26 protein-coding genes are annotated in these 25,436 nt (G+C 54.9%); 7 read left to right on the forward strand and 19 right to left on the reverse strand.

Annotated features, from left to right (window positions below):
* Window positions 1-19: 19 nt before the first annotated feature.
* Window positions 20-1,294, forward strand: coding sequence for a tyrosine--tRNA ligase (gene tyrS / locus JHD74_RS07820; protein WP_024529915.1), 1,275 nt, complete (start codon window positions 20-22; stop codon window positions 1,292-1,294).
* A gap of 54 nt (window positions 1,295-1,348) precedes the next feature.
* Here tyrS and gstA read toward each other — a convergent pair whose 3' ends face one another.
* From gstA to JHD74_RS07845, 5 genes are all read right to left on the reverse strand, one after another.
* Window positions 1,349-1,951 (reverse strand): glutathione transferase GstA, encoded by a 603-nt coding sequence (gene gstA, locus JHD74_RS07825; protein ID WP_021178076.1) that lies wholly within the window; start codon window positions 1,949-1,951, stop codon window positions 1,349-1,351.
* 97 nt (window positions 1,952-2,048) lie between these two features.
* The gene (dapA, locus tag JHD74_RS07830; RefSeq protein ID WP_074031403.1) at window positions 2,049-2,930 is read right to left on the reverse strand and encodes a 4-hydroxy-tetrahydrodipicolinate synthase; all 882 of its coding nucleotides are present in this window, start codon (window positions 2,928-2,930) and stop codon (window positions 2,049-2,051) included.
* Between the two features lie 357 nt (window positions 2,931-3,287).
* Window positions 3,288-3,551 carry a DUF3811 domain-containing protein gene (locus tag JHD74_RS07835; RefSeq protein WP_024486509.1) on the reverse strand — a complete coding sequence of 88 codons (264 nt, stop codon included), beginning with the start codon at window positions 3,549-3,551 and terminating at the stop codon, window positions 3,288-3,290.
* A gap of 83 nt (window positions 3,552-3,634) precedes the next feature.
* Window positions 3,635-4,300 carry an HD domain-containing protein gene (locus JHD74_RS07840; protein WP_074031404.1) on the reverse strand — a complete coding sequence of 222 codons (666 nt, stop codon included), beginning with the start codon at window positions 4,298-4,300 and terminating at the stop codon, window positions 3,635-3,637.
* A 38-nt stretch (window positions 4,301-4,338) separates the two neighbouring features.
* Window positions 4,339-4,608: a hypothetical protein gene (locus tag JHD74_RS07845; RefSeq protein WP_199062322.1), complete on the reverse strand. Its 270-nt coding sequence runs from the start codon at window positions 4,606-4,608 to the stop codon at window positions 4,339-4,341.
* A 187-nt stretch (window positions 4,609-4,795) separates the two neighbouring features.
* Here JHD74_RS07845 and JHD74_RS07850 point away from each other — a divergent pair, with 187 nt between their 5' ends.
* Window positions 4,796-5,107, forward strand: a complete 312-nt coding sequence (locus JHD74_RS07850; RefSeq protein WP_071683635.1) for a hypothetical protein — start codon at window positions 4,796-4,798, stop codon at window positions 5,105-5,107.
* A 30-nt stretch (window positions 5,108-5,137) separates the two neighbouring features.
* Window positions 5,138-5,518: a nuclear transport factor 2 family protein gene (locus tag JHD74_RS07855; protein ID WP_024529920.1), complete on the forward strand. Its 381-nt coding sequence runs from the start codon at window positions 5,138-5,140 to the stop codon at window positions 5,516-5,518.
* A 10-nt stretch (window positions 5,519-5,528) separates the two neighbouring features.
* On the opposite strand, the gene JHD74_RS07860 is transcribed toward JHD74_RS07855, so the two are convergent.
* Window positions 5,529-5,906 carry a RidA family protein gene (locus JHD74_RS07860; protein WP_024529921.1) on the reverse strand — a complete coding sequence of 126 codons (378 nt, stop codon included), beginning with the start codon at window positions 5,904-5,906 and terminating at the stop codon, window positions 5,529-5,531.
* Window positions 5,907-6,032: 126 nt separating this feature from the next.
* On the opposite strand from JHD74_RS07860, the gene JHD74_RS07865 reads away from it, so the two are divergent.
* Window positions 6,033-6,887 (forward strand): aminoglycoside phosphotransferase family protein, encoded by an 855-nt coding sequence (locus JHD74_RS07865; RefSeq protein WP_199062342.1) that lies wholly within the window; start codon window positions 6,033-6,035, stop codon window positions 6,885-6,887.
* 6 nt (window positions 6,888-6,893) lie between these two features.
* Here the strand turns inward: JHD74_RS07865 and JHD74_RS07870 are convergent, their stop codons facing one another.
* A complete protein-coding gene (locus JHD74_RS07870) occupies window positions 6,894-8,078 on the reverse strand; it encodes a benzoate/H(+) symporter BenE family transporter (RefSeq protein ID WP_199062324.1) in 1,185 nt (394 codons plus the stop codon).
* A 110-nt stretch (window positions 8,079-8,188) separates the two neighbouring features.
* Between JHD74_RS07870 and JHD74_RS07875 the strand changes: the two genes are divergently transcribed.
* On the forward strand, window positions 8,189-8,752 hold the full coding sequence (locus tag JHD74_RS07875; RefSeq protein ID WP_024529924.1) for a helix-turn-helix domain-containing protein: 564 nt from the start codon (window positions 8,189-8,191) through the stop codon (window positions 8,750-8,752).
* Window positions 8,753-8,885: 133 nt separating this feature from the next.
* On the opposite strand, the gene dtpA is transcribed toward JHD74_RS07875, so the two are convergent.
* The 5 genes from dtpA to rsxD form a co-directional block, all read right to left on the reverse strand.
* The gene (gene dtpA / locus JHD74_RS07880; RefSeq protein WP_024486618.1) at window positions 8,886-10,394 is read right to left on the reverse strand and encodes a dipeptide/tripeptide permease DtpA; all 1,509 of its coding nucleotides are present in this window, start codon (window positions 10,392-10,394) and stop codon (window positions 8,886-8,888) included.
* A 594-nt stretch (window positions 10,395-10,988) separates the two neighbouring features.
* Window positions 10,989-11,630 (reverse strand): endonuclease III, encoded by a 642-nt coding sequence (nth, locus tag JHD74_RS07885; protein WP_024529925.1) that lies wholly within the window; start codon window positions 11,628-11,630, stop codon window positions 10,989-10,991.
* Entirely contained in the window at window positions 11,627-12,328 is a 702-nt protein-coding gene (locus JHD74_RS07890) for an electron transport complex subunit E (RefSeq protein ID WP_024529926.1), read from the reverse strand. Before JHD74_RS07890 ends, nth begins: the two co-directional genes overlap by 4 nt.
* On the reverse strand, window positions 12,325-12,954 hold the full coding sequence (rsxG, locus tag JHD74_RS07895) for an electron transport complex subunit RsxG (RefSeq protein WP_065686131.1): 630 nt from the start codon (window positions 12,952-12,954) through the stop codon (window positions 12,325-12,327). Before rsxG ends, JHD74_RS07890 begins: the two co-directional genes overlap by 4 nt.
* A gap of 9 nt (window positions 12,955-12,963) precedes the next feature.
* The gene (gene rsxD, locus JHD74_RS07900) at window positions 12,964-14,049 is read right to left on the reverse strand and encodes an electron transport complex subunit RsxD (protein ID WP_024529928.1); all 1,086 of its coding nucleotides are present in this window, start codon (window positions 14,047-14,049) and stop codon (window positions 12,964-12,966) included.
* 295 nt (window positions 14,050-14,344) lie between these two features.
* On the opposite strand from rsxD, the gene JHD74_RS07905 reads away from it, so the two are divergent.
* Window positions 14,345-15,238, forward strand: a complete 894-nt coding sequence (locus tag JHD74_RS07905) for a helix-turn-helix domain-containing protein (protein WP_024529929.1) — start codon at window positions 14,345-14,347, stop codon at window positions 15,236-15,238.
* 34 nt (window positions 15,239-15,272) lie between these two features.
* Here the strand turns inward: JHD74_RS07905 and rsxC are convergent, their stop codons facing one another.
* From rsxC to JHD74_RS07940, 7 genes are all read right to left on the reverse strand, one after another.
* Window positions 15,273-17,369, reverse strand: a complete 2,097-nt coding sequence (gene rsxC / locus JHD74_RS07910) for an electron transport complex subunit RsxC (protein WP_199062326.1) — start codon at window positions 17,367-17,369, stop codon at window positions 15,273-15,275.
* Window positions 17,362-17,937: an electron transport complex subunit RsxB gene (rsxB, locus tag JHD74_RS07915; RefSeq protein WP_024529931.1), complete on the reverse strand. Its 576-nt coding sequence runs from the start codon at window positions 17,935-17,937 to the stop codon at window positions 17,362-17,364. The genes rsxC and rsxB overlap by 8 nt, the downstream gene beginning before the upstream one ends.
* Window positions 17,937-18,518, reverse strand: coding sequence for an electron transport complex subunit RsxA (rsxA, locus tag JHD74_RS07920; RefSeq protein ID WP_021178056.1), 582 nt, complete (start codon window positions 18,516-18,518; stop codon window positions 17,937-17,939). Before rsxA ends, rsxB begins: the two co-directional genes overlap by 1 nt.
* 144 nt (window positions 18,519-18,662) lie before the next feature.
* Complete coding sequence (locus JHD74_RS07925; RefSeq protein WP_024529933.1) at window positions 18,663-19,103, reverse strand: DUF2569 domain-containing protein; 441 nt, start codon at window positions 19,101-19,103, stop codon at window positions 18,663-18,665.
* Window positions 19,104-19,292: 189 nt separating this feature from the next.
* A complete protein-coding gene (locus tag JHD74_RS07930) occupies window positions 19,293-20,705 on the reverse strand; it encodes a glycoside hydrolase family 1 protein (RefSeq protein WP_199062328.1) in 1,413 nt (470 codons plus the stop codon).
* A gap of 101 nt (window positions 20,706-20,806) precedes the next feature.
* Window positions 20,807-22,312, reverse strand: coding sequence for an L-arabinose isomerase (araA, locus tag JHD74_RS07935; protein WP_199062330.1), 1,506 nt, complete (start codon window positions 22,310-22,312; stop codon window positions 20,807-20,809).
* A gap of 55 nt (window positions 22,313-22,367) precedes the next feature.
* Window positions 22,368-24,047, reverse strand: a complete 1,680-nt coding sequence (locus JHD74_RS07940) for a ribulokinase (protein WP_199062332.1) — start codon at window positions 24,045-24,047, stop codon at window positions 22,368-22,370.
* A gap of 359 nt (window positions 24,048-24,406) precedes the next feature.
* On the opposite strand from JHD74_RS07940, the gene JHD74_RS07945 reads away from it, so the two are divergent.
* Window positions 24,407-25,390 carry an arabinose ABC transporter substrate-binding protein gene (locus JHD74_RS07945; RefSeq protein WP_024486690.1) on the forward strand — a complete coding sequence of 328 codons (984 nt, stop codon included), beginning with the start codon at window positions 24,407-24,409 and terminating at the stop codon, window positions 25,388-25,390.
* Window positions 25,391-25,436 lie beyond the last annotated feature (46 nt).

A 25,436-nucleotide genomic window follows, 5' to 3' on the forward strand; every position in this document is an offset into this window, starting at 1 on the left:
TTTATACATGGAGAAATTGATGGCTAGCATCAACCTGATTCAACAACTGCAAGAGCGGGGCCTGGTGGCTCAAGTGACGGACGAGGAAGCGTTAGCAGAGCGACTGGCGCAAGGGCCAATTGCACTGTATTGCGGCTTCGATCCGACCGCTGACAGCTTGCATTTGGGCCATCTGGTGCCTCTGCTGTGCCTGAAGCGTTTCCAACTGGCCGGCCATACGCCGGTAGCGTTGGTAGGTGGCGCGACCGGTATGATCGGCGACCCAAGCTTTAAAGCCGCCGAACGCAAACTCAACACCACGGAAACGGTCAACGAATGGGTCGAGAAAATCCGCAAGCAGGTTTCTCCGTTCCTCGATTTCGACTGTGGCAGCAATAGCGCCATTGCGGCCAACAACTACGATTGGTTTGGCGGCATGAACGTGCTGACCTTCCTGCGTGACATCGGTAAACACTTCTCGGTTAACCAGATGATCAATAAGGAAGCGGTCAAGCAGCGCCTGAACCGTGATGATTCCGGGATCTCCTTCACCGAGTTTTCCTACAACCTGCTGCAAGGGTTCGACTTCTCCGAGCTGTATAACCGCCATCAGGTGGAGTTGCAGATCGGTGGCTCCGACCAGTGGGGCAACATCACCTCGGGTATCGACCTGACTCGCCGCATGCACCAGAAACAGGTGTTCGGCCTGACGGTGCCGTTGATCACCAAGTCAGACGGTACCAAGTTTGGTAAAACCGAAGGTGGCGCGGTATGGCTGGCTCCGGAAAAAACCAGCCCGTACAAATTCTACCAGTTCTGGATCAACACCGCGGATGCGGACGTTTATCGCTTCCTGAAGTTCTTCACCTTCCTGAGCATTGAAGAGATTAATGCGCTGGAAGAAGAAGACAAGAACAGCGGTAAAGCGCCGCGCGCTCAGTATGTGCTGGCAGAAGAAGTGACCGGTATGGTGCATGGTGCTGAGGGTTTGGCCGCGGCGAAACGTATCACCCAGAGCCTGTTCTCTGGCGCACTGCACGAAATGACCGAGGCGGACTTTGCGCAGTTGGCTCAGGATGGCATGCCAACCATCAAGCTGGAGAACGATGCAGATCTGCAACAGGCGCTGGTAAATGCAGAACTGGTCCCTTCTCGCGGGCAGGCTCGCACCATGATCGGTTCCAATGCGGTGACCATCAACGGTGAGAAGCAATCCAACCCGGAATATCTGTTTACCGACAGCGATCGCCTGTTTGGCCGTTACACGCTGCTGCGTCGCGGCAAAAAGCATTACTGCCTGGTTGACTGGAAATAATCTGTTTTGATACTGACAAGGGGCCCAATGTGGCCCCTTTCTTTTATTCAGGCTTTAAAGACCTTCGGCACTCAACGTCGCTGCCACCGCTGGGCGAGCCGCTACGCGATCGAAATAAGCCGTCAGGTGCGCGTGCTTAGTGAGATCAAACTGTAACGCCTTCGCCCAACGCAACACGGTGAACAGATACGCATCCGCCACGCTGAAACGCTGTCCCAACAGGTAATGCTGTTTTTCCAGCACCGAGTCCAGGTAGCTGAACTGGCTAGCCAGCTTATCGCGGGCAATCGCTTTGTATTCGTCCGGCGTCTTCGGGTTAAACAGCGGGCTGAAGCCTTTGTGCAACTCGGTGGCCACATAGTTCAGCCATTCGATCGCATGATAGCGAGAAAGCGTGCCAGCGGCCGGGATCAGGTTACGATCCGGTACGCGATCTGCCAGGTATTGCACAATCGCCACGCCTTCGGTCAGCAGGCTGCCATCGTCAAGTACCAACGCCGGGACTTGCCCCTTTGGGTTGATCGCCAGATAGTCGGCACCACTTTCGGTTTTCTTGTGTGCTAAATCGACTTTCTCTGCGGTGAAATCCAGCCCGGCCTCACGTAATACGATGTGAGGGGACAGGGAACAGGCGCCAGCTTTATAGAACAATTTCATCGAAAACTCCTTGATGGTGATGAAGGACAGGCAGGTTTAACTTCCCATCCTAGTCCTAGGCCGGAAAAATTACAGCGGTTTTGCCAACAATATTTTATTACTCCGCCAGAGTGAGTGGTTGCAACTGCGCCAGTAAATCGGCGATCTGCTGCTGCAATGCCTGTGGCGCGGTTTGCATTGGGGAGCGAAGCTCGTTTTTTATCAGTCCCAACTGAGATAGCGCCGCTTTAACCGGGCCCGGGTTCGGGTAGCTGAACATCTGTTGGATCATTGGCAGCAGGGTATAGAAATTGCTGCGTGCGGCAGCCAGATCGCCTTGCGCGACTTGTTCCACCAGAGCAACAAAGCGTTCCGGGTGCAGGTGTGCCGCAGCGGAAATTGCGCCACTGCCACCCAGGCACAGCGTGGTCAGGATCAGATTGTCTTCGCCGGTCAGCACGTCGATCTCGCCGTCATGGATCAGCGCCATGGTGGCCTCGGGGCAGCCGCCACAATCTTTGATCGCCTTGATTTGCGGGTGGCGGGCGAGTTGCCTCAGCGTTGCCAACTCAAAAGTTGCTCCGGTGCGATAAGGCACGTTATATAAAATCACTGGCACGCGAGAGGCATCGGCAAGGCGGGTAAAATACTCCACCAGGCCCGTCTGCGAAGGGCGAATATAATATGGGGCGGGGATCAGCACACCGGCGATATCGCGCTGGTTGATGGCCTGCTGCATCTGCAAGGTGCTAGCCATGTTATTCCCGGAAAGGCCCATGACCACCTGGTGGGCTGGCACCACCTCGAGCACGGCATCCAGCACCGCCAGCTGTTCTTCTTTGCTCAGGGCCGCGGCTTCGCCGGTCGAACCGCAGACCACCACGCCAGCGACGCCTTTGGCGATCAGATACTGAGCCAGCTTTTTGACTGCTGGGAAATCAACGTCGTCATGATTGAATGGGGTAACCAGTGCTACCCAAATACCGGAAAATGAAGCCATGTAAAACTCCTGCTGCGTGACCGACTAGGAGTCAGATGAAAAAACCAGAAAGGAGTATCGCGTTGCACACCATCCAGTCAGCTCATCTGACGGGACAGCGCGCCCCGGTCAAATGAGCGGCTGTTTCTTCGAGGTAAGCGCCAAAGCTTCACCCACGGTCAACGCGGTTTGCTGCGGTGTGGCCTGTTGGATGAAAGGGGACATGGCGATCTCATAACCTGTGAATGTCACCCGATAGTGGACAGGCCACGGTCAGCTGTCAATGGATAACCAGATGATAATAGGGATATTAATAATAGTTGGGTGCAGATGAGTTTGGCTTATCAAACAGAGACCCCGCTAAAGCGGGGTCTGTGATCAACGATGTGGGCGCGTGCTGATGGAGGCAGTCCAACTGAAGGTGGCACCTGTTGGCTGTGCCCGGTTGGCTTTGCGTTCTGCGCGGGTCGCTTTGGCAATCTTTTCACGTGCGGCCATAATGCGATCGATGGCTTCGTCTTTAATTCTATTATGTTCGGAGTTGGTCAACTGGCGCTCGAGGTTTTTGCTTGCTCTGTCCAGATCGGTCTTTACTTCACGTTGTTCGCTTTCTGTCATCTCTTTCAGCGTTAGTCTCTTCATTTTGGCAACCTGTGTTGTGAAGTTGACTTTCAGTGTACAGCATTTATGGCAAAGATATTGCTCTGTAGTTATCAATGTGCTGATCAAACTTCTTCCAGCAGCTCGCTGAGAAAGCGGCGCATGCGTTCGGTGCGTAATGCCGCCATCCTTCGGCCTGCCGCAGTCTGAAACCCTTCCTGTAGTTTGAACAGCTTGGTTTCGAAGTGATCCAGAGTGAATCGCTTGTCATCATACTGGCGCTGTTGCGCCAGCGGGTCGGCGGCATCATAGAGGGCGCTACGCATGCGGCCACCGATGTAGAAGCAGCGGGCAACGCCGATCATGCCAATCGCATCCAGCCTGTCGGCATCCTGCAGGATTTTGGCCTCCAGCGTTTGTGGGGGAATAGCGGCGGAAAAACTGTGTGCCTCGATCGCGTGCGCAGCCTTGTTGATATCCACATTAGACCAACCAAGGGTTGCCAGCGCGATGCTGGCTTTTTCTGCCGCCATGCGGGAGGCCAGATGACGCTGAGGGGAGTTTTTCTCTACCGCAACGCAGTCATGCAGCAATACGGCGGCACACAGAATTTGCTGGTCTCCTCCTTCATCCTGACTGATTTGGCAAATATTTTTCCAAACGCGGTGCAGGTGGGCCACATCATGCGAACCATCATCCCCCTCTAGCGTCAGCGGCAGTAACGCTTGGGCTAATGCCTGAAATGGGGAGAAGGGGTGTAACAGCTCTGGGGAGACGGTTGAAGAATGCACAAATCGATCCTTATCAATAGGCTGGAAGTGAAGAGAGATTACTCGTTGCGAGAGTTGCCGTATTTGTTGTCGTACTCGCGCCGATAGCCGCGCGCCTTATTGCGATCGCGGATCCATAGATAGCCGCAAACCAGTGCCACCAGGGTGGAAAATGAAACATTACGCATATCCCGGTCATAATAAAACACCAACACTGCATCCAGTGCCCCCACCAAAGCAATCCACTTATACATGTGCGACTGCCGCCGCGTTTCGGCGTTAAGGCGTTTCAACTGTCTGGCTTCATGCAAAACCGGCTTTTGCTGCATAGTCACTCATCATCAATCAGTCCAGTTGCTAAATTAGCAGATTATTCCCGACAGCGTCATAGCGGATAAGGGCTGTTATGTCACTTTCTGCATCGGTTTAAAAATCATGCGCTGACGGATTGAAATCGGCCAAAAACATGATAGGTTATTTATTCACTATTTCCGGTTTTATATTCAGTGGGTGGCGATGATTGTCAGAACCTGGCACGGCTGCGTGCCGCTACAACATCGGCAAGGATTTGCCGATCATTTGCATGTCACAGGCGTCAAGCATGCTAAAGAGATTGCGGGCAACCGTGGGGCTTTTGTCAGGCAAGAGGTGCAGGGAGACTATGCACATTTCTTTCTGGCAACCTATTGGACCTCACTAGAGGCCATCAAGTGTTTCGCCGGTGAAGCCTATCAGGTAGCGGTAACTTATCCGGATGATGAAGCCTTCGCGCTGATCTCCGATCCTTACGTGTTTCACCATCAGGTGGATGAAATCGTCGAGCTTTAACCTCGATTCAACGTTATGCAGGGGATTATGATGAACAGCAAAACAGTACGCCCAGAAGAGATCGTGCAACAGCAGCTTGATGCCTACAATGCCCGTGATATCGACGCTTTTATGGCCTGCTGGGCCGACGATGCGCTGTATTATCAGCATCCTGATACGTTGCTTGCCCGTGGTAAAGGAGAAATTCGTGAGCGTCATATTGCCCGCTTCCAAGAGCCTAGCCTTTACGGTGAGCGTATCAAACGTATGGTGGTAGAGAATTTGGTGATCGACCAAGAGGTGGTCACGCGCAATTTTCCACAGGGACGCGGGAAGATGGACGTCATTGCCATCTATGAGATTGAGCAGGGTAAGATCGCCAAGGCCTGGTTTAAGATTGGGCCTTGTGAACTGGATGAGGGCGCATTATAGCGCCCCTGATTTACAGTGCCAAAATGGCTTCGATCTCGACGTTGAGATCTGGCGAAAACAGGGCGCTGACGGCAACCAGAGAACTGGCAGGAAGCGCACCGTCCAGATAGTCGAACAGAACGTCACGGATGGCCGCCAGGTCGGTTATATCGGTCAGAAAAACGGTGATCTTGATCAGTGATTTAAGATTGGTGCCCTCGCTGGCAGCAACGGCCGCAAGCTGTTCCAGTATGGCGCGAGCCTGGTCTTGTACCGTTTGCCCTTGGGCTTCGGTGGCAAAGGCGGTCAGGCCAGAGACGTACAGCGTATCGGCGTGGCGTACCGCGTGCACATAGGGCCCACCCGGCTTAGGTAATTTTGTATAGTTGGTACGTTTGAGTAATGACATGATGACCCCAGGAGATGACCAAGAGCACGCACTCATCAGCGCGTGCAGCCGAAATTTTTGCAGGATGCTGCCTGATAATACTATCATCTCAGGCAGTCATTTCCGCAATAAGGGTGCATAAGGGTGATCAACCAGGCATTTATTCCTTATCTGCAACGTTGGCAACTTGAGCCAGACGGTCCAGCGTTTGAAACCCACAGCAGCCTGTTGATGCCGGTACGCTATCAAATGATGCCCGCAATGCTGAAAATTGCCCGCGAACAGGAAGAAAAATTTGGCGGGTTGCTGATGTGCTGGTGGCGTGGGGAAGGTGCTGCGCTGGTATTGGCCTGGCATGATGACGGCATTTTGCTGGAAAGGGCCATGGGGCCGTTGTCATTGTCACAGCTGGTACGCAACGGTGAAGACCAACGGGCAACCGCTATTCTGTGTCAGGTCATTGCCCGATTGCATGCGCCACGAGATGAACCTTACCCCGAATTGATCCCCTTGCATCAGTGGTTTAATGCCTTATGGCCTGCAGCGCAGGCCCATGGAGGCATGCTGCGCTTGAGTGCCACCGCGGCAGCAGAGCTGCTGACCAGCCCACGGGATCAGGGAGTGTTACATGGAGATATTCACCATGACAACGTGCTGGATTTTGCCGAACGCGGTTGGTTAGTGATCGATCCCAAGCGTCTGTATGGCGAGCGTGGATTTGATTACGCCAATATCTTCTGCAATCCCAATTACGGTGTCGCCACCGACCCCGATATCTTCCATCGTCGTGTTGAACAGGTTTGCTCGCTGGCTGGATTGGAACGTTGCCGCCTGCTGCAGTGGATCCTCGCCTGGGCGGGACTTTCCGCAGCCTGGTTTTTGGAGGATGGTGAGCAAGCGGATATCGATTTCCGCGTGGCAGAACTGGCAGCGCGTGCCCTGGGTATCGCGCTGCCGCAGGGCGATAACGGATTTATCCTGCCAACCGTTGAGAGCCAATAGCGAGATTCAAGGCATTTTGCGCCGTGGTAATGAGAAAATAGCGTAAGCCAGCACGCCGCCAATCAGCCCCCAGAACGCAGCCCCCACGTTTAACAACGTCAGCCCGGAAGCGGTGATCAGAAAAGTGATCACCGCAGCATCCCGCTGTTTATCATCCTGGAGTGCGCGTTGCAAACTACCGGCAATGGTGCCTAATAACGCCAGCCCTGCGATGGTATGGATCAAGGTTACCGGCAGCGCGCTGAACAGCATGCCGATGGTACCGCCGAACACCCCCGCTAACAGATAAAAGCCACCGGCGGCCACGGCAGCCATATAACGGCGCTTGGGATCGGGATGAACGTCCGGCCCCATACAGATGGCGGCGGTGATGGCCGCAATACACACCGTGAAGCCGCCGAAGGGCGCCAGCACCAGAGCCGTCAGGGCGGTCCAACTGATTAATGGTGAAGTGGGGACGTCATACCCGCCAGCCTTGAGAGTGGCGATGCCAGGCGCGTTCTGCGAGGCCATCGTCACGACAAAGAAAGGAATACCTATGCCCAGCAATGTCGACAGCGTGAAGTGCGGAGCGATAAATTCCGGCTTGGCGAAGGACAGCGTTTGTTGGGTGAAATGGATGTTACCCTGTAACGCTGCGATGATCAGCCCAGCAAGCAACGTTAGAACGATCCCGTAACGCGGCAGATAGCGGCGGGTGAACAGATACACCAGGCACATACCGGCGCTGAGTGAAAAATTGATCTGCAAGGAAGCAAAGGCATCCAACCCGAAGCGGAGCAATATTCCGGCCAGCATCGCTGCCGATATGGCCTGCGGGATATGGTTCATCAACCTGGCAAACAGGCCGGTGACACCACACAGCAGGATCAGCCCGTTGGCAAAAATAAATACCCCGATGGCCTCATTGAGCGGGGTTCCAGGCAAACTGGTGACCAGCAACGCGGCACCGGGCGTCGACCAGGCGGTGAGGATTGGCGTACGGTAATAGAGCGAGAGCCCCAACGAAGTGATACCCATACCTAGACCAAGCATGCTCAGCCAGCCGCCAATTTGTATCGGGCTGGCACCCGCAGCTGCAGCGGCCTGAAAGATAATCGCTGCAGAACTGGTGTAGCCTACCAGCACGGCGACAAAACCGGCAACGATGGCAGAAAAGGAGATATCACGTAATGAGAGTGCTAGACGCATAACCGCTCCCGAGTAGTGTGCGTTATAACGGTCGAATTGACGGAGCATAGCATCGTGCGTTATAGCGCACAAGAGGCTATAATCACCGCAGGTTTTTCAGGAGAATAGTTATGCAGGATCTTGCCAGCCATTTGGCGCAAACGCTGAAGTCATTACGTACGCAACGCGGTTGGAGCCTTAATCAGGCTGCCGAAAATACGGGCGTCAGCAAGGCGATGCTGGGGCAGATCGAACGGGGTGAATCCAGCCCAACGGTGGCGACCTTATGGAAAATTGCTACCGGGTTTAACGTGGCTTTCTCTGCCTTTCTGGAAACGGCGCCGCTGCAGCCGGCGGCTATGCTGCATCGACATGGTGAGTTGCCCATCTTCCATCAAGACAATGCCGACCTGCGTGTGGTGCCGCTTTTCCCATTCGACCGCCAACTGGGTTTTGATATGTTTGTGATCGACTTGGCTCCTGGCGCGCTCAGTGAATCCTCGGCTCATGAGCCGGGCGTGATTGAACATGTCATTGTCATCAGTGGCCAACTTGAACTGGCGATTAACGGCGAGTGGCATAGCCTTGCCAGCGGCGAAGCCATGCGTTTCCGGGCGGATTGCCCACATGCGTATCATAATGCCAGCGCGGAGCCGGTACGTATTCACGACTTGATCCATTACCCACTGGTTTAAACCGGATTTTATCGCAGCAGTGAATTTTGACGTGCTAAGTCGAAAACGTGTCAACGCTATTCAGGACGGGTCACATCATAAAAAAACGCCGAAGCTAGGCTCCGGCGTTTTTGAGATCAGGTTACAGCAGAGATTACAGTGCAGCAGCTTTCGCTTTTGCTGCCGTATCTTCTGCGGTATCCAGCGTCATGCGGTACAGCTTCGGCGCGGTCAGCATCATCAGTACGGCGATCACCGCCGTAGCGATACCAATCTGCATAAACACGTGGCTATAGATAGCCAAAGAAGCATGCGCATCGTTGATGTCGCTTGGGACGGCGGTCAGACCCGCGACCTTACCGGCGATCAGCGCGGCGGCGGCGGTGGTCAGGAACCAGGAACCCATGATAAAGCCCATCAGGCGCTGTGGTACCAACTGGGCGACCATGGCCAAGCCCAGACCAGAGATCATCAACTCACCGATACTCTGCAGCGCATAGCTCAAGATTAGCCAGTTAACGGACACGATGCCCTGGTCGTTGGCGAAGCTTGCGCCCCACGGCAGCACCAGGAACGCCCCGGAACACAGGATCATGCCGAAGGCAAACTTGTGCGGCATTGGCAGACGATCGCCCATCTTGTTATACAGCGCGGCGAGAATAGGGCTGGCCATCATGATCCAGAACGGGTTCAGTGCCTGATACTGCTCTGGCTCAAAAGCGATCCCTAGAATATTGTGCTCAACGTTGTGGATAGCAAAGAAGTTCAGTGAGGTTGGCATTTGGCTGTACAACACGAAGAACACTACTGCTTCGAGCATCAGCAGGAAGGCCACGATCATTTTACGACGTGCGGCGCCGTGTAAGGCGAAGGTTTCCTTGGCGAACACGATGACGATACCCACAGAGATGATAGCCAGTGCCCAGCGCGCGATAATCTGGTTGTGCAGCAACCAGCTGGAAATGGCGATCAACGCCACTACACCAACGATCACCATCAGCAGTTTTTTGACCTGCAGGGGCTTAAAGTCAGGTTTTGAACCGTATTGCTTAACCCAGCCGTGGCACATCATAAAGTTGACCAAGGTGATCAGCATCCCCACCACGCTCAGTGAGAAGGCGACGCTCCAGCCATATTTGGCCGCTAGCCATGGGGTTGCCAGCATGGAGAAGAATGAGCCGATGTTGACGGACATATAGTACATGGTAAATGCACCGTCCAAACGCGGATCGTCTTTCTCATAGCAGGTAGATAGCAGGGAAGAAGGGTTGGCTTTAAACAGACCGCTACCCACGGCGATGGTGGCCATCCCCAGGTAAACCCAGAAGATATCATGACCAGAATAGGCCACCATGGCGTAACCGGCGGCCAGCACGATGGCCCCCAAGACGATCACCCGCTTGGAGCCAAGAACTTTATCACCCAACCAGCCGCCAATGGCCACGAAACCGTACACCAGCGCGCTGAATGAGGAGAACAGCGTAATCGAGTCGGCTTCACTCAGGCCAAGCATCTTGACCAGATAGACCGCCATGATGCCTTGCAGACCGTAGTAGCCGAAACGTTCCCAGAGTTCAATCGAGAAGATCAGGTAGAAGGCCTTAGGTTGCTTAAACGCGTTAAGGCTAATGTTTTCCGAAGAATTGTTGTTTGCAGTTGACACTGGTACCTCTGGTTTTTTCACTACCCGTATTGTCAGGACGGGAAATAGCAGAATGTGATGCAGGGCTGCACACTTCTGCATTGTTATAGGATGAATGCCGGCGGTTAATGTTCACTATCTTTGTCAACGTGGCAAGCTTTTTGACATGTTCTGTTACATATAACATAGGCAACGCTATGCAACTATGTTGCAAATGTTATGCAGTATTAACGTTTGCGATTATTAAATTTGCCGAGTTTTTGTTTTGATTAAAAGCTATCCTGAATTAATTTAGTTATATCTTCTGCTATTTAATCCATATCCAGTCCATACCAATGCACATGATTGATTAGGCCTTGGTTTGTTGTGCATAAATTGGGTTATGCAAAATATCTGAAAATGAACGGATCGGTAGTGAGGTTTGTAAATGAGATGTGATCGTCAAGACGTGAGGTTAACCACAATTTTTGACTAATTTTGCGGTTGAAAATATCTGAAACAGCGAGTTTGTAGGGTAATCCCGGGTTCCACCAAGGTTAATGCTGCTTGAAGTCACATTTTTGATAAAAAACCGGAGGGAAGAGTCGCGGACACGGAGCGCCGTGCCCGGCAGGCTCAGTTTAGCGGATAGACCTTCTCTTTAAACTCGCACAGGTCTTCGATAATGCATGAACCACAGCGCGGTTTACGGGCGATACAGGTATAGCGACCATGCAGGATAAACCAGTGATGGCAGTCGACTTTAAACTCGGCGGGAACCACTTTCAGCAGCTTTTCCTCTACCTGCTCCACGTTTTTCCCTGGGGCGAAGTGGGTGCGGTTACAGACGCGGAAGATATGGGTATCAACAGCAATGGTTGGCCAACCGAAGGCCGTGTTCAACACCACATTGGCCGTTTTGCGCCCCACGCCGGGCAGGGCTTCGAGTGCCGCGCGATCTTCCGGTACTTCACCGTCATGCTTTTCCAGCAGGATACGGCAGGTTTTAATCACGTTCTCGGCTTTGCTGTTAAACAGGCCGATGGTTTTGATGTACTCTTTGACGCCGTCTACCCCTAACGCCAGCATGGCCGCTGGCGTGTTGGCAACCGGATAGAGCTTGGCCGTGGCCTTGTTAACGCTAACGTCGGTTGCCTGAGCGGAGAGCAGCACGGAAATCAACAGCTCAAAAGGGGTGGTATACACCAGCTCGGTGGTCGGATGCGGGTCGTTATCCCGCAAGCGGGTCAGGATCTCCAGGCGTTTCTCTTTATTCATAGCGCTTTCTCTACGTGTCCCTGTTCCATGTTAGGTTCAACTGTCAAAGCCTTGGCTTTACGCGCCTTCATTTTTTCGTCAATCAGATATTTGGTTGCCAGCATCAACCCCAGACCGATAAAGGCACCCGGTGGCAGCATGGCCAGCAGGAAAGGGGTGTCGAAATGGACAATCTCAATGCGCAGCACCTTGGCCCAACTGCCCAGCAGCAGGTCAGCGCCATCAAATAGCGTACCGTTACCAATCAGCTCGCGTAGTGAGCCCAGCACAAACATGGCGCTGGTGGCACCAAGGCCGATGGCCATACCGTCGATCAAGGCCAGTCCTACCGGTTTTCGCGCCGCTACTGCTTCAGCCCGGCCCACCACGATGCAGTTGGTGACGATCAGCGGGATAAATATCCCCAACGATTGATACAGGCCAAAAGCGTAGGCGTTGATCAGCATTTGCACGATACTCACCGCGGCAGCAATGATCATCACATAAATGGGAATGCGGACCTCGCTCGGGATCCAACGGCGCAGGGCGGAAATGGAACCGTTGGTAATGGTCAGCACCAGCGTGGTGGCTAGCCCAAGCCCCAAGGCGTTGGTGGCAGTTGACGTTACCGCCAGCAGCGGACACAGCCCCAATAATTGGACTAACGCAGAGTTGTTTTTCCACAACCCCTGTACGATTAACTCTTTGGCTTCACTCATTCGCTGGCTCCGCAGGCAGGCAAGGTATCCAGTTTAGGCGGCAGCGTCTCCATAAACAACGCTGTACGACGCACGGCGTTGACCACGGCTCGCGGGGTGATGGTGGCCCCAGTGAACTGATCAAACATCCCGCCGTCTTTCTTCACTGCCCAACGTTTGTCATCCGGGCCGTCGATCTTTTTACCGCTGAAGAAGGTGATCCAGTCGGTGATACGTAATTCGATTTTGTCGCCTAGCCCGGGCGTTTCGTGATGTTCTATCACGCGGGTTCCCAATACCGTGCCGTTAAAATCGGCCCCGACCAGCAGTTGGATCGCCCCAGAATAACCGTCTGGCGCGGTCGTTTCCAACGCGGCGGCCACCAGTTGACCATTCTTGCGGGCCAGATACAGAGGGTGCGGCGCGCCGTTGCCTAACGCCGGATCGCTGACCAGCAGGCATTCGCTCTGCATATCGTTGTCATAATGTTCCGGCGGGACGACCTGGTCCAGCAGCGCTTTTTGTTGCAACGCGGCCTGGTGGGCAATGGTAGTTTTGGTTAACTGGTACACCACGGCGGTCAGGCCGGTGGTGACCGCGGCAAACACGGCCAGTGTGGTGCCATGCTTTCTCATGGAATTAAGCATATTGACTCCTCAACGGTGGCCATACACGCGTGGCTGCGTGTAGTGATCGATCAACGGTACGGTAATGTTGGCTAGCAGTACGGCAAAGGCTACCCCGTCGGGATAACCGCCATATACGCGGATCAGCCAGACCAGCAAGCCAACCAGGCCGCCGTATATCAGCCGCCCTTTGGGCGTGGTAGAGGCACTGACCGGGTCGGTGGCAATAAAGAAAGCCCCGAGCATAGTGGCCCCGGAAAACAGGTGGATCAGCGGGGAAGCCTGATGGGCGGGATCTAACGTCCAGGCTACTCCTGAGCACAGGGCAATGACGGCCAACATGCTGAACGGGATTTGCCAGTGGATCAGCTTACGGCCCAGCATAAACAGGCCGCCGAGCAGGAAGCCCAGGTTAATCCACTGCCAGCCGATACCGGCCAGGGTGCCGCCGAACAGTGGTTGCTGGAGTACCTGTTCCACCGAGTGGCCGCTGCGTAGGCCGGTTTTAAAGCCGTCTAATGGCGTGGCCTGGCTGATGCCATCAACGCCCATCTGCAATTCGTGCAGAGTGGCTCCCTGGGCGGTGTGGCCGCTGAAAATAGCTAGCAGGGTATCGGGCAGGGTCAGGGCGGTAGCACGCAGTTCTTCCGGGGGGAGCCAACTGGTCATCTGTACCGGGAAGGAGATTAACAGCACCACGTAACCCACCATGGCCGGGTTGAAGGGGTTTTGCCCCAGTCCGCCGTATAGCTGTTTGGCGATCACAATGGCGAAGAAGGTGCCGATAACGATCATCCACCAGGGAGCCAGCGGTGGCAGGCTAATGCCCAGCAACAGCGCAGTGAGCAGGGCGGAATTATCTGCCAGCCGTGCCTTGACTGGCTGTTTACGTAGCGCAAGAATGGCGGCCTCGGCCCCGAGGGCGGTCACCATGGCCAGCGCGGTCTGAATAAGGTTGCCATAGCCAAAGAACCACACCTGTGCGGCCATGCCAGGAATGCAGGCCAGCATAACCCAAAGCATGATGCGGCTGGTGCTTTGCTGGTTATGGGTAAACGGAGAGCTGGCGATGTGTAAGCCCTTGGGGGCTGCCTGTTGTACCGGCCTGAACTTCATAGAATAACTACCATTTCTTTGCCATGTTAATCAGTGCATTCACGGTGCGGGCACCGGGGGAAATTACAGCGCTGCATTCTACCTCAATCATATGCTGGGTAATACGTGCTAATCATAAGGATATTCAGCTTTTGCGGTAAGGAAAAGCCAGGCTGGATGTAAAACGTGCAGTATGGGTTGTCATACTGATGATCGAGCTGCTATTTTTGGACTGCTTTGCGCACGGAATAACAACTTTCATATAATTAACGTAGGTTACTATCCTGAGCATTTTTGAAGTAGCGAACAACTAATAATGACTAATGAAGATATTTTATTTATTGAGGAGCTGATTGAATGGGTCGAAATTCATCTGGAGACTCGGCCAAATCTGGACGAAGTTGCGCGTATCTCCGGTTACTCCAAGTGGCACCTGCAGCGTAAGTTCAAGCGTATCACCGGTATCCAGCTCGCCACCTATATTCGCTCACGCATTCTTACCCGTGCGGCGGTCGCGCTGCGTATCAGCAACCGTACGATTATCGATATCTCCGATGAATTGGGCTTTGATTCACAGCAGACCTTTACCCGGATGTTTAAGCAACGTTTTGGCATTACGCCAAACCGCTACCGTACCATGGAGAAATGGGACGTGAAGAGCCTGATGCCGCGCTTCGACTTCGAAGCCGTGTATGAGGCAGGTTTTTATCCTGAGATACAACGGCTGACGTTGCCGGATACGCACCTGGTCGGTTTTACGCGTGAGATGGAATTTGATACAGCCCAAGAGATGGCAATTTCGTCCTGTATCGCCATGAAGGGGGAAATCTTTAATGACTTCTTCAAAGGGCTGAATATGGAGTGCCACAAGGTTTACAGCATCCATTCTGACAATGAGCGCGGCGAAGGCGAGTGTTCGGTCACGCATACCATGGCGGTGGAGCCGGAATTCAAGAAGGACATCCTTTCTGGTCACAAGATTGAAGATATTCGCTTGCCAGCGCGTGAGTACATCGCGATTACCCATCAAGGGACGGCCAAAGAGTGCGTGAAATTTATCTCTTACCTGATCTCGCATGTGATGCCGGGGCTACGTAATGAAGTACGCGGAAGCGTAGAGATGGAGGTGATCGAAGCTAAGGCGTGGAACCAGGATGCCAAACTGCGGCAGATCGATGTCAATTACACCTACCTGATTTCTATTGATTAAGTGGGGCCTTGCGTTCGGCAAGACCCCATGGCGTTTACTCTTTATCTACCATCGCTAGCTGCTGTGCGGCTTTTTTGGCTTTGACTCGGGCCAGCGCGGCGGCAACGGCGGCCTTGCGCGGATCCTCCGGTTCAGCCGTAGGGATAGGCTCCTCGTCCACTTGCGGTTGTGAAAGCTCAGCTTGCTGCGCCGCCTTTTTGGCTTTGACTCGGGCCAGCGCGGCGGCAACGGCAGCCTTGCGCGGATCCTCCGGTTCAGCCGTAGGGATAGGCTCCTCGTCCACTTGCGGTTGTGAAAGCTCGGCCTGCTGCGCCGCCTTTTTCGCCTTCACGCGGGCTAATGCTGCCGCTACCGCAGCCTTACGCGGATCCTCTGCAGCTACAGTTTCCGTCACGCTCTCGGCGTCTTGCGCCTGCGCTGCTTTCTTGGCTTTGACTCGTGCCAACGCCGCAGCCACGGCCGCTTTACGTGGATCGTCGTCTTGTACCGCTGCTGCAGGCATTTCGCTTGCTTGCTCGAGCTTACGTTCTCTGGCCTGGGCCTTACGCGCTTCGCGGGCAGCAATGGCAGCGCTGTTATCCGGCTCCTGGCCGGTGATAGCAATGCCAGCAGCCTCACTGTTTTTACTGCGCACGCGAGCCAGCGCCGCCTGAACGGCATCCTGATCGCTGTCGGTCAGTTTCACCGCAGCCTTTTTATGACGCTCTTCGCGCGCCAGTTTCTCACGCTCCAAGCGGGCCAGCTTAGCTTCATAGCGTGCTTTGGCCTCGGCGGTACGTGCCGCTTCCTGATCCAACGCGTTAATCTCAGCCTTCTCTTGGCGATAATATTGCACCAGCGGAATATTGCTGGGGCAGACGTAGGCACAGGCACCACATTCGATACAGTCGAACAGATTGTGCTTACGCGCCTTCTCGTGCTCTTCGCCACGGCTGAACCAGTAAAGCTGTTGCGGCAACAGCCCGGCAGGGCAGGCATCAACGCACAACCCACAGCGGATACAGGACTGCTCTGGTTCTTGTACGGCCATTTCGTCAACCGTCGGGGCCAGCAAGCAGTTGCTGATTTTGACGATCGGCACGTCTAACGTTGGCAGCGTAAAGCCCATCAGCGGGCCGCCCATCACTACCATCTGCTGGGATTGCGGACGATAGCCGCCAAAGGCCAGCAGGTGTTGCACTGGCGTGCCGAGGCGCGCCCAGACGTTGCCAGGTCGGCTCATGGCCTCACCGGTTAAGGTGACGACGCGCTCAATCAACGGTTCGCCATCGACAATCGCCCGCTTGATGGCAAAGGCGGTGCCCACGTTCTGCATCAGCACGCCGATGGTGGACGAACGCTTGCCGTGAGGCACTTCTTTGCCCGTCAGAATTTTGGTTAACTGCTTGGCACCGCCGGAAGGGTATTTGGTGGGGATCACCCGCAGGGCGATCCCATCCTGCCCGCGTAAAGCGGCTTTCAGAGCGGCGATGGCTTCCGGCTTGTTATCTTCGATACCGATCAGCGTCACCTTGGGTTGTAGCAGGTGGCGCAGGATCTGGGTGCCTTCGATAATCTGAGCGGCCTGTTCCTGCATCAACCGATCGTCGGCGGTGATGTAGGGTTCGCATTCCGCAGCGTTGAGGATCAGGGTTTCCACCTCTTCGCGGCCGCCTTGCAGCTTACTGGCCGTTGGGAAACCGGCGCCCCCCAGACCGGCAATCCCGGCCTGATGAATACGTTGGATCAGCTCTACCGCATCCAGTTGGCGGTAATCGGCGACCGGCGTCAGTTCGCACCAGCGATCTTCACCGTCTGGATCGATAATCACGCACAGTTCCGCCAGCCCTGAAGGGTGGGCGGTAACGTGAGGCTCAATGGCGCGGATGGTGCCGGAGGTTGGCGCATGTACCGGCAAGGTGCGGCCACGGCCAAAGGTCAGCGGTTGGCCTTTCAGTACGCGGTCACCGGCTTTGACACACAGCTCGCCTTCTGGCCCCAGATGCTGTTGCAAGGGGACGATAAAAATGTCTGGCAGGGGAGCCACGCGCAGTGGCACACCGCTGGACTGGGTCTTCATTTCAGGTGGATGAATGCCACCGTCAAAATCCCAAATCCGATCTTTTTTCAAAGCGGCGAACAGATTAAACATGTTGCTCCACGGAGATCACTTGCACTGGAATGGTTTGCATATCCCATTTCCAGCTGGCGGTCGTAGTGGCGACCGGTTTCATTTCAATACAGTCGGTTGGACAGGGTGCAACGCACAGATCACAGCCGGTACAGAGATCGGTAATGACCGTGTGCATGGCGCGGGTAGCGCCCACGATGGCGTCCACCGGGCAGGCCTGAATGCACTTGGTGCAGCCGATGCAGTTGGCTTCGTCAATAAAGGCGACCTTACGTACCGGTTCGGCCACGGCAGCACCGCCGTCCAGCGGTTGTGGCTCAACGTTCAGTAATTCGGCCAGCTTGAGCATCACCTGCTCGCCACCCGGGGCGCATTTGTTGATCATCTCGCCATTGGCAACCGCTTCGGCATAGGGGCGACAGCCAGGATAACCGCATTGGCCACATTGGCTCTGCGGCAAAATTTCGTCGATCTGTTCGGCAACTGGATCTTCTTCCACTTCAAAGCGGCGCGCGGCAAAGCCCAGCACCAAGCCAAACAGCAGCCCCAGAGCGCTTAATGCCGCCACCGCAATCCACAACGCAGTCATTAGAATCTCACCAGCCCGGTAAAGCCCATAAAGGCCAGAGACATCAGGCCAGCGGTGATCAAGGCGATGGAGGAACCGCGAAACGGCGCGGGCACATCGGCTACCGCCAGGCGTTCACGGATGGCAGCAAACAGTACCATCACCAATGAGAAGCCTGCGGCGGCGCTAAAGCCATAAACAGCAGACTGCAGGAAGTTGTAGCCAAGGTTGACGTTGAGCAACGCCACGCCTAACACTGCGCAGTTGGTGGTGATCAGCGGGAGGAAAATCCCCAGCAGGCGATAGAGCGCCGGGCTGGTTTTACGCACCACCATTTCGGTGAATTGCACCACGACGGCGATCACCAGAATAAAGGACAGCGTGCGCAGATAAACCAGATCCAACGGGATCAGGATAAAGCTGTTGATTAGCCAGGCGCAGACCGAGGCCAGCGTCATCACGAATGTGGTGGCCATGCCCATGCCGATGGCACTTTCCAGTTTCTTGGAAACGCCCATAAAGGGGCACAGGCCCAGGAATTTCACCAGGACAAAGTTGTTCACCAGTACGGTGCCAACAAACAAGAGCAGGTATTCGGTCATTGCAATGCCTAAAAAAATAAAAGCCGCCTATTATCGGTAATCGGCGGCGTAACGACAACATACTAATCGCAAGGGTATTGCGCTTTTTTGCTCGTTTTGTTGAAAATTTACACAGCAGGGCGATCAAATCGTGCCTTGCCGTGGTTACTTCTCGGTGAAGGTGCCTTTCACGCGCTGGGAACGCTTAAAATAGGGCACCAGCAGGGCGGCCATCACCAACGGCCATAACAGGCTACGCACGGCCAGTTCATCGGGCACGGGGGCAAAGGCGAACGCCTTGATCGCCAATAGCACGGTGATCAGCAGCCAGACCAGAAACAGCTTTGGAAAACGTTGTGAACGTTGGCAGAACAGCCACAGCAGGTACAGCGTAAAGCACCACATTACCAGCGTGGTGATCACCGATAGATACCACTGCGTGGAGAAGGCCTGAGCATTGGTGCTCAGATACTCGCGTGATTCGGGCATAAAAATGGCCATACCGTACAGGGCCAACATCAGGCTGGCGCTGAGCAGGGTAACGATCAGATAGGCCATCGGGGCTAGCAGCCAACCGCCAATGCGCGAATATTCAGCTTGGGTCATACGAGATCCTGAGTGGTATTCCAACGAAGTAAGCCACATAGCTTACTCAAATATGTGCTAATGCGCGAGGAGAAGGCGGCACCAACGACAAAATGCCAGTCAGATTGCGCTGACTGGCATGACATGGCTTACAAACCTCAGCCGGTTCTCATTGTCGGGGCGCTGCATGCTGCGCCCACTTAGCGGCAGTTAATGTTCCGCACCGTTGCTGGCGATCAGTTTCTGGTACCAGAAGAAGCTCTTCTTACGCTGGCGCGCCAGATCCTTGTTGTGGTCAACGTAGATAAAGCCGTACTGCTTCTGGAAGCCGTTGAGCCAGCTCAGCAGATCGATAAACGACCATGGGTAATAGCCGCGCACGTCGGCGCCCTGTTTGATGGCGTCTTCAATGGCACCAATGTGCTGGCGCAGATAGTCGATACGATCGTCATCCACCACCTCACCATCGATAATCGGATCTTTGGCTCCGAGACCGTTCTCGGTGATGTAGATAGGAATATCACCGTAACGTGCCTTGATATTCATGATGCCTTCGGTAAGGCCCTGCGGATAAATCTCCCAGTCCCAATCGGTATACACGCCGTTCGGATTGCGGACGAACTTGAACAGCCCCTTAAAGCCGAATTCGTTACCTTGCTGGTGGCCGCTGCCTTTCTCACCGGTGGTGTTGATGGTCAGATGTGACTCTTGATTATTGGCCGCGATGGTTTCACGTTTGTAATAGTTCAGGCCAATAAAGTCACAGATATTGTCGCGCAGCAGTTGCTCATCACCTGGTGCGAATTGCGGTACGCCCCACAGCGCCTGAGTCTGCGCCAGCAGTTCAGCCGGATATTCCCCTTTCAGCACCGGATCGTACAGCCAGTGGGTAAAGATCCCTTCGGCCAACTGATAGGCCGCCAGATCTTCCGCAGACTGGCTGAGCGGGGTATGGGTTTGCAACACGTTGACGAAGCCGATTTGACCGGCAATGCCGCTGGTGCGGAATGCAGCCACCGCTTTGGCGTGGGCCACAAAGACGTGGTGGCAGGCCTGGATAGCGCGCGCCGGGTTCTGTACGCCCGGTGGGTGGCCGCCGGTGATGTAACCGAAGCCGATAAAGCACACGGTTTCATTGAAGGTAGACCAGAGTTTGACGCGATCGCCGTAACGCTGGTAACACAGGCGTGCATACTCTTCAAAAGCTTCAGCAGTGCTGCGAGCTTCCCAACCACCTTCATCTTGCAATGCCTGCGGCAAATCCCAGTGGTACAGGGTGATCATCGGCTCAATATTGTGTTCCAACAGGGCATCGATCAGATCGCTGTAGAATTTGACCCCGGCCTCATTGATGGTGCCTCGGCCCTGTGGCAGCAGGCGCGGCCAGGAGATTGAGAACCGGTAGCTCTGCATCCCCATTTCGGCCATCAGCGCCACGTCCTCACGGAAGCGGTGATAGTGATCGACGGCAACGTCGCCGTTAGTGCCTTGGTAAGTGGTACCTGGCAGGTGGGAGAAGGTATCCCAGATGGATGGGCCTTTGCCGTCGGCATCGTGTGCGCCTTCAACCTGATACGCCGCGCTAGCCGCGCCCCAGAGGAACTCTTTCGGGAAAGCAGACATAACTATTCTCTCTATACGTTAAATATTGAGTCTAGTTTAGGTCGAGTTGAAATGAGTTTGCAACCGGTTTCTGAAACCGGTTGCAGTTTTTGCGGGCGCGCTTAGCGGCGGTTGATTTGGTAGTAGGTTTCATTCCAGCGGATTTCGTTCTTGAACGCTGGCAGGGTGGTGTCGTTATCGATCAGCAGGAATTCGATGTTGTGCATCTCGGCATACAGGCGCAGGTAGTCGGCGTTCAGTGACTGCGAGAACACCGTGTGGTGTGCGCCGCCCGCCAGGATCCAGGCTTCCGCCGCTGTAGCCAGGGAAGGTTGAGCACGCCAGATCGCCCGTGCCACCGGCAGTTTAGGTAACGGTTTAGGCTGCTCAATGGTATCCACCTGATTGACCAGCAGGCGGAAACGATCGCCCATATCAATCAGGCTGGCATTTACCGCTGGGCCTGCCGGGGTAGAGAAGATCAGGCGGGCCGGATCGGCCTTGCCACCGATGCCCAGATATTGAATATCCAGCAGTGGCTTGTGTTCTTTGGCGATGGAAGGGCAGACTTCCAGCATATGGGACCCCACCACCAGATCGTTGCCCGGCTGGAAGTTGTAGGTGTAATCCTCCATAAACGAGGTGCCGCCGTTTAAGCCGCTGCCCATCACTTTCATAATGCGCAGCAGCGCCGCGGTTTTCCAGTCGCCCTCACCGGCAAAGCCGTAGCCTTGCTGCATCAGGCGCTGTACCGCTAAACCTGGCAACTGCTTCATGCCGTGCAGCGTTTCAAAGTTGGTGGTGAAAGCGTGGAACTTGCCCTGTTCGAGGAAACGCTTCATACCCAGTTCGATAGCGGCAGCATCGATCAGGTTCTGCCGTTTGGCGCCGTTAACTTTAGCCACGTCACTCAGCTCATAGCTGGCTTCGTACTCTTCGATCAGCGCATCGATATCGCCCTTGCTCACTTCATCGATCACGCTGACCAAATCACCGATGCCATAAGCATCCACGGAATAACCAAACTGGATCTGTGCGGCCACTTTATCGCCATCGGTCACGGCGACCTGGCGCATGTTGTCACCAAAACGCGCCACCTTAAGCTGTTGGCTTTCCTGTTTGGCGCAGGCAACACGCATCCATTGAGCGATACGCTCCTGGGCATTTTTGTCCTGCCAGTGGCCCGCGATCACGCTGTGCTGCTGGCGCATACGAGCACCGATAAACCCGAACTCACGGCCACCGTGGGCGGTCTGGTTCAGGTTCATAAAGTCCATATCCATGCTGTCCCACGGAACTTCGGCATTAAATTGGGTATGGAACTGGAGCAGCGGTTTATCGAGGATAGACAGGCCGGCAATCCACATTTTGGCCGGTGAGAAGGTGTGCAGCCAGGTGATGATGCCGACGCAATCCTGGTGATAGTTGGCATCTCGGCAGACGGTGGTGATTTCGTCCGGCGTGGTGACCAGCGGTTTCAGCACCATTTTCAGCGGTAAACCTGCGTCACGGTTCAGGCTGTTCACGACCTGCTCGGCGTTTTTCATCACCTGTTGCAAGGTTTTGGGGCCATAGAGATGCTGGCTGCCGATCACGAACCACACTTCACGTTGTTTAAAGATGTTCATCAAAAACTCCTGGATCTAGAGGTTTTATTGAGCCGGTGGGGTCTGCCCCGGCGTATTAATTTTTGGTTGTCACGGCAAACCGCGGCTCTGCGGCCTGGCACCACTGTTGATAGCGTTCATAAAGTTGTTGGTAGCGAACGACGTTAGCAGGATCGGGCTGCAAAGTGCGTTCAATGCTGCAAGCCATATGCTGCTGAGCTTGCGGAACGTCACTGAAATGCCCGGCGGCCACGGCAGCGAAGATGGCCGCACCCAGCGCGCAGCATTGGTCGGAGGCGACAATCTGTAGCGGGCGATCCATCACATCAGCGCAAACCTGCATAATTACCGGTGACTTGCGGGCAATGCCGCCTAAAGCCAGCACGTTATCGACGGGAATGTCTTGCTGTTCGAAGCACTCCATGATGGCACGAGCGCCAAAAGCGGTTGCGGCAATAAAGCCACCAAACAGCGTGGGCGCATCGGTACCAAGGTTGAGATCGGTGATCACTCCTTTAAGACGCTGGTTAGCGTAGGGGGTGCGGCGGCCATTGAACCAGTCCAAGACGACGGGCAGATGGTCTAGCGACGGGTTTTTGGCCCAGGCGGCGGTCAGGGCGGCCAGCATGTCATGCTCGATTTGTTGCAGCTGTGTCTGGAGTTGCGGTTGCGTCCTGGCGGCTTCACGCAGTGGCCAGCTCAGCAGGCGGCTGAACCAGGCGTACATATCACCAAAAGCAGATTGCCCGGCCTCCATGCCGATGGTTTGCGGCACTACGCTGCCGTCCACCTGGCCGCAGATGCCGCTGATGGCACGATCGCCCACGCGCTCACGATCGGCGATCAGAATGTCGCAGGTCGACGTGCCAATTACTTTCACCAGCGTATAAGGCTGCGCTCCGGCCCCCACGGCCCCCATGTGACAGTCAAAGGCACCACCAGAAAGCACCACGCTTTCTGACAGCCCAAGCCGTGTGGCCCACTCTTTGCTCAGCGTCCCCACCGGCAAATCGGCAGTGTAGGAATCGTTGAACAGTGGATAGGGCAGATCTTCCACCAGCAACGGATCCAAGGCCGCAAAGAAGGCTTTAGGTGGCAGACCGTCCCAGTCTGGATGCCATAACGTTTTATGCCCTACGCTGCAACGCCCGCGCTTTAACCGATCCGGTGCGGTAGTGCCAGAAAGCAGTGCTGGCACCCAGTCGCACAGTTCTACCCAAGAGGCGGCGGCATGGCGTACCGCCTCATCCTGGCGTGAAACGTGCAAGATCTTGGCCCAGAACCACTCAGAGGAGTAAACGCCGCCGATATAGCGTGAATAGTCGGGGAAATCTCCGCGGCGGCACAGTTGGTTAATCTCCTCCGCCTCCTCGATGGCGGTGTGGTCTTTCCACAGTACAAACATGGCGTTGGGATTGCTGGCAAACTCTGGCCGCAACGCCAATACGTCGCCCTGTTCATCAATCGGTGCGGGAGTGGAGCCGGTGGAATCAACCCCAATCCCGACCACGGCCTGCCGCTGTTCCTGGCTCATGCGCTGCACCACGGCGAAGACGGCCTGCTCCATGGCTTCGATATAGTCGAGTGGATGGTGGCGGAACTGGTTCTGCGCGGCGTTACAGAAGTCACCACGCTGCCAGCGAGGGTAGTAGACCACCTCGGTATCCAGTTCGTTGCCGTTTTGACAGTCGACAGCCAGTACCCGCACTGAATCGCTGCCGAAGTCTAATCCCAGGGCAATAGCACCTGCCGTCATGATGCGGACTCCTTACTTGTTAGGTTGAGGTTAACGATAGGAGCGGGACGGGGAGGCAGGTGAGGAAGCATTGGCTGGAAGTATGCACTTTTCTGCTTGCTACAGTGATTTTGTGATGGGGGTCAAAAGTTATCACTTGGTTAAATTTGCTAAATGTATGCACATATCTGCTGTTATCTCGGGATGTGATAGCGCTCTACATTTAACTAACAAATACCGGCTAAAACTGTTTGCGTCTTACCTGAGTCGACGGCAAGAAGCGAGATATAAGGCCATTGCCGTGACAGGATCTCATAATGATAACGTTTTCACGGTGACCGGGTTTTTCTGCCGATGAAAGCAAAACAGCGGAGAGTACCATGCATAAATTCACTAAGGCGTTGGCAGTGATTGGTCTGACGGCGGTTATGTCACATTCAGCTGTCGCAGAGACCATGAAACTGGGTTTTTTGGTTAAACAACCGGAAGAGCCCTGGTTCCAGACCGAATGGAAATTTGCCGACAAGGCGGGTAAGGACCTGGGGTTTGAAGTGATCAAGATTGCCGTGCCGGACGGCGAGAAAACCCTCAATGCCATCGACAGCCTGGCGGCCAGCGGGGCCAAGGGGTTTGTCATCTGCACCCCAGACCCGAAGCTAGGCTCGGCGATTGTCGCCAAGGCGCGCAGCTATGACCTGAAAGTGATCGCGGTTGACGACCAGTTTGTTAACGCCAAAGGCAAGCCGATGGAGAGCGTGCCGCTAGTGATGATGGCGGCCACCAAAATAGGTGAACGCCAAGGTGCAGAGCTGTGGAAAGAGATGAACAAGCGTGGCTGGAAAGTGGCAGAGACCGGCGTAATGGCGATCACCTCCGATGAACTGGACACTGCACGCCGCCGTACCGGTGGCTCTATGGACGCATTGAAAACCGCGGGTTTCCCAGAACAGCAGATCTACAAGGTACCGACCAAATCCAACGATATCCCAGGGGCGTTCGATGCCGCCAACTCGATGTTGGTGCAGCATCCTGAAGTGAAAAACTGGCTGATCGTCGGGATGAACGACAACACTGTGCTGGGCGGCGTGCGTGCCACTGAGGGCCAGGGCTTTAAAGCGCCTAACGTGATCGGCATTGGTATCAACGGCGTGGATGCGGTAAGCGAGCTTTCCAAGAAACAGGCTACAGGCTTCTACGGCTCACTGCTGCCAAGCCCGGATATTCATGGCTACAAGAGCATTCAGATGCTGCATGACTGGGTAGAGAAAGGCGTAGAACCAGAGAAATTTACCGAAGTGACCGACGTGGTGCTGATCACCCGCGACAACTTCCAGGTCGAACTGCAGAAAAAAGGTTTGATGTAAGGGGGGTGCCGCCTACATCAAGTGGGCGGCCATTTATCGCACAGCA

This window comes from Serratia sp. ASV30 (assembly GCF_016428815.1).
Classification (GTDB): Bacteria; Pseudomonadota; Gammaproteobacteria; order Enterobacterales; family Enterobacteriaceae; genus Chania; species Chania fonticola_C.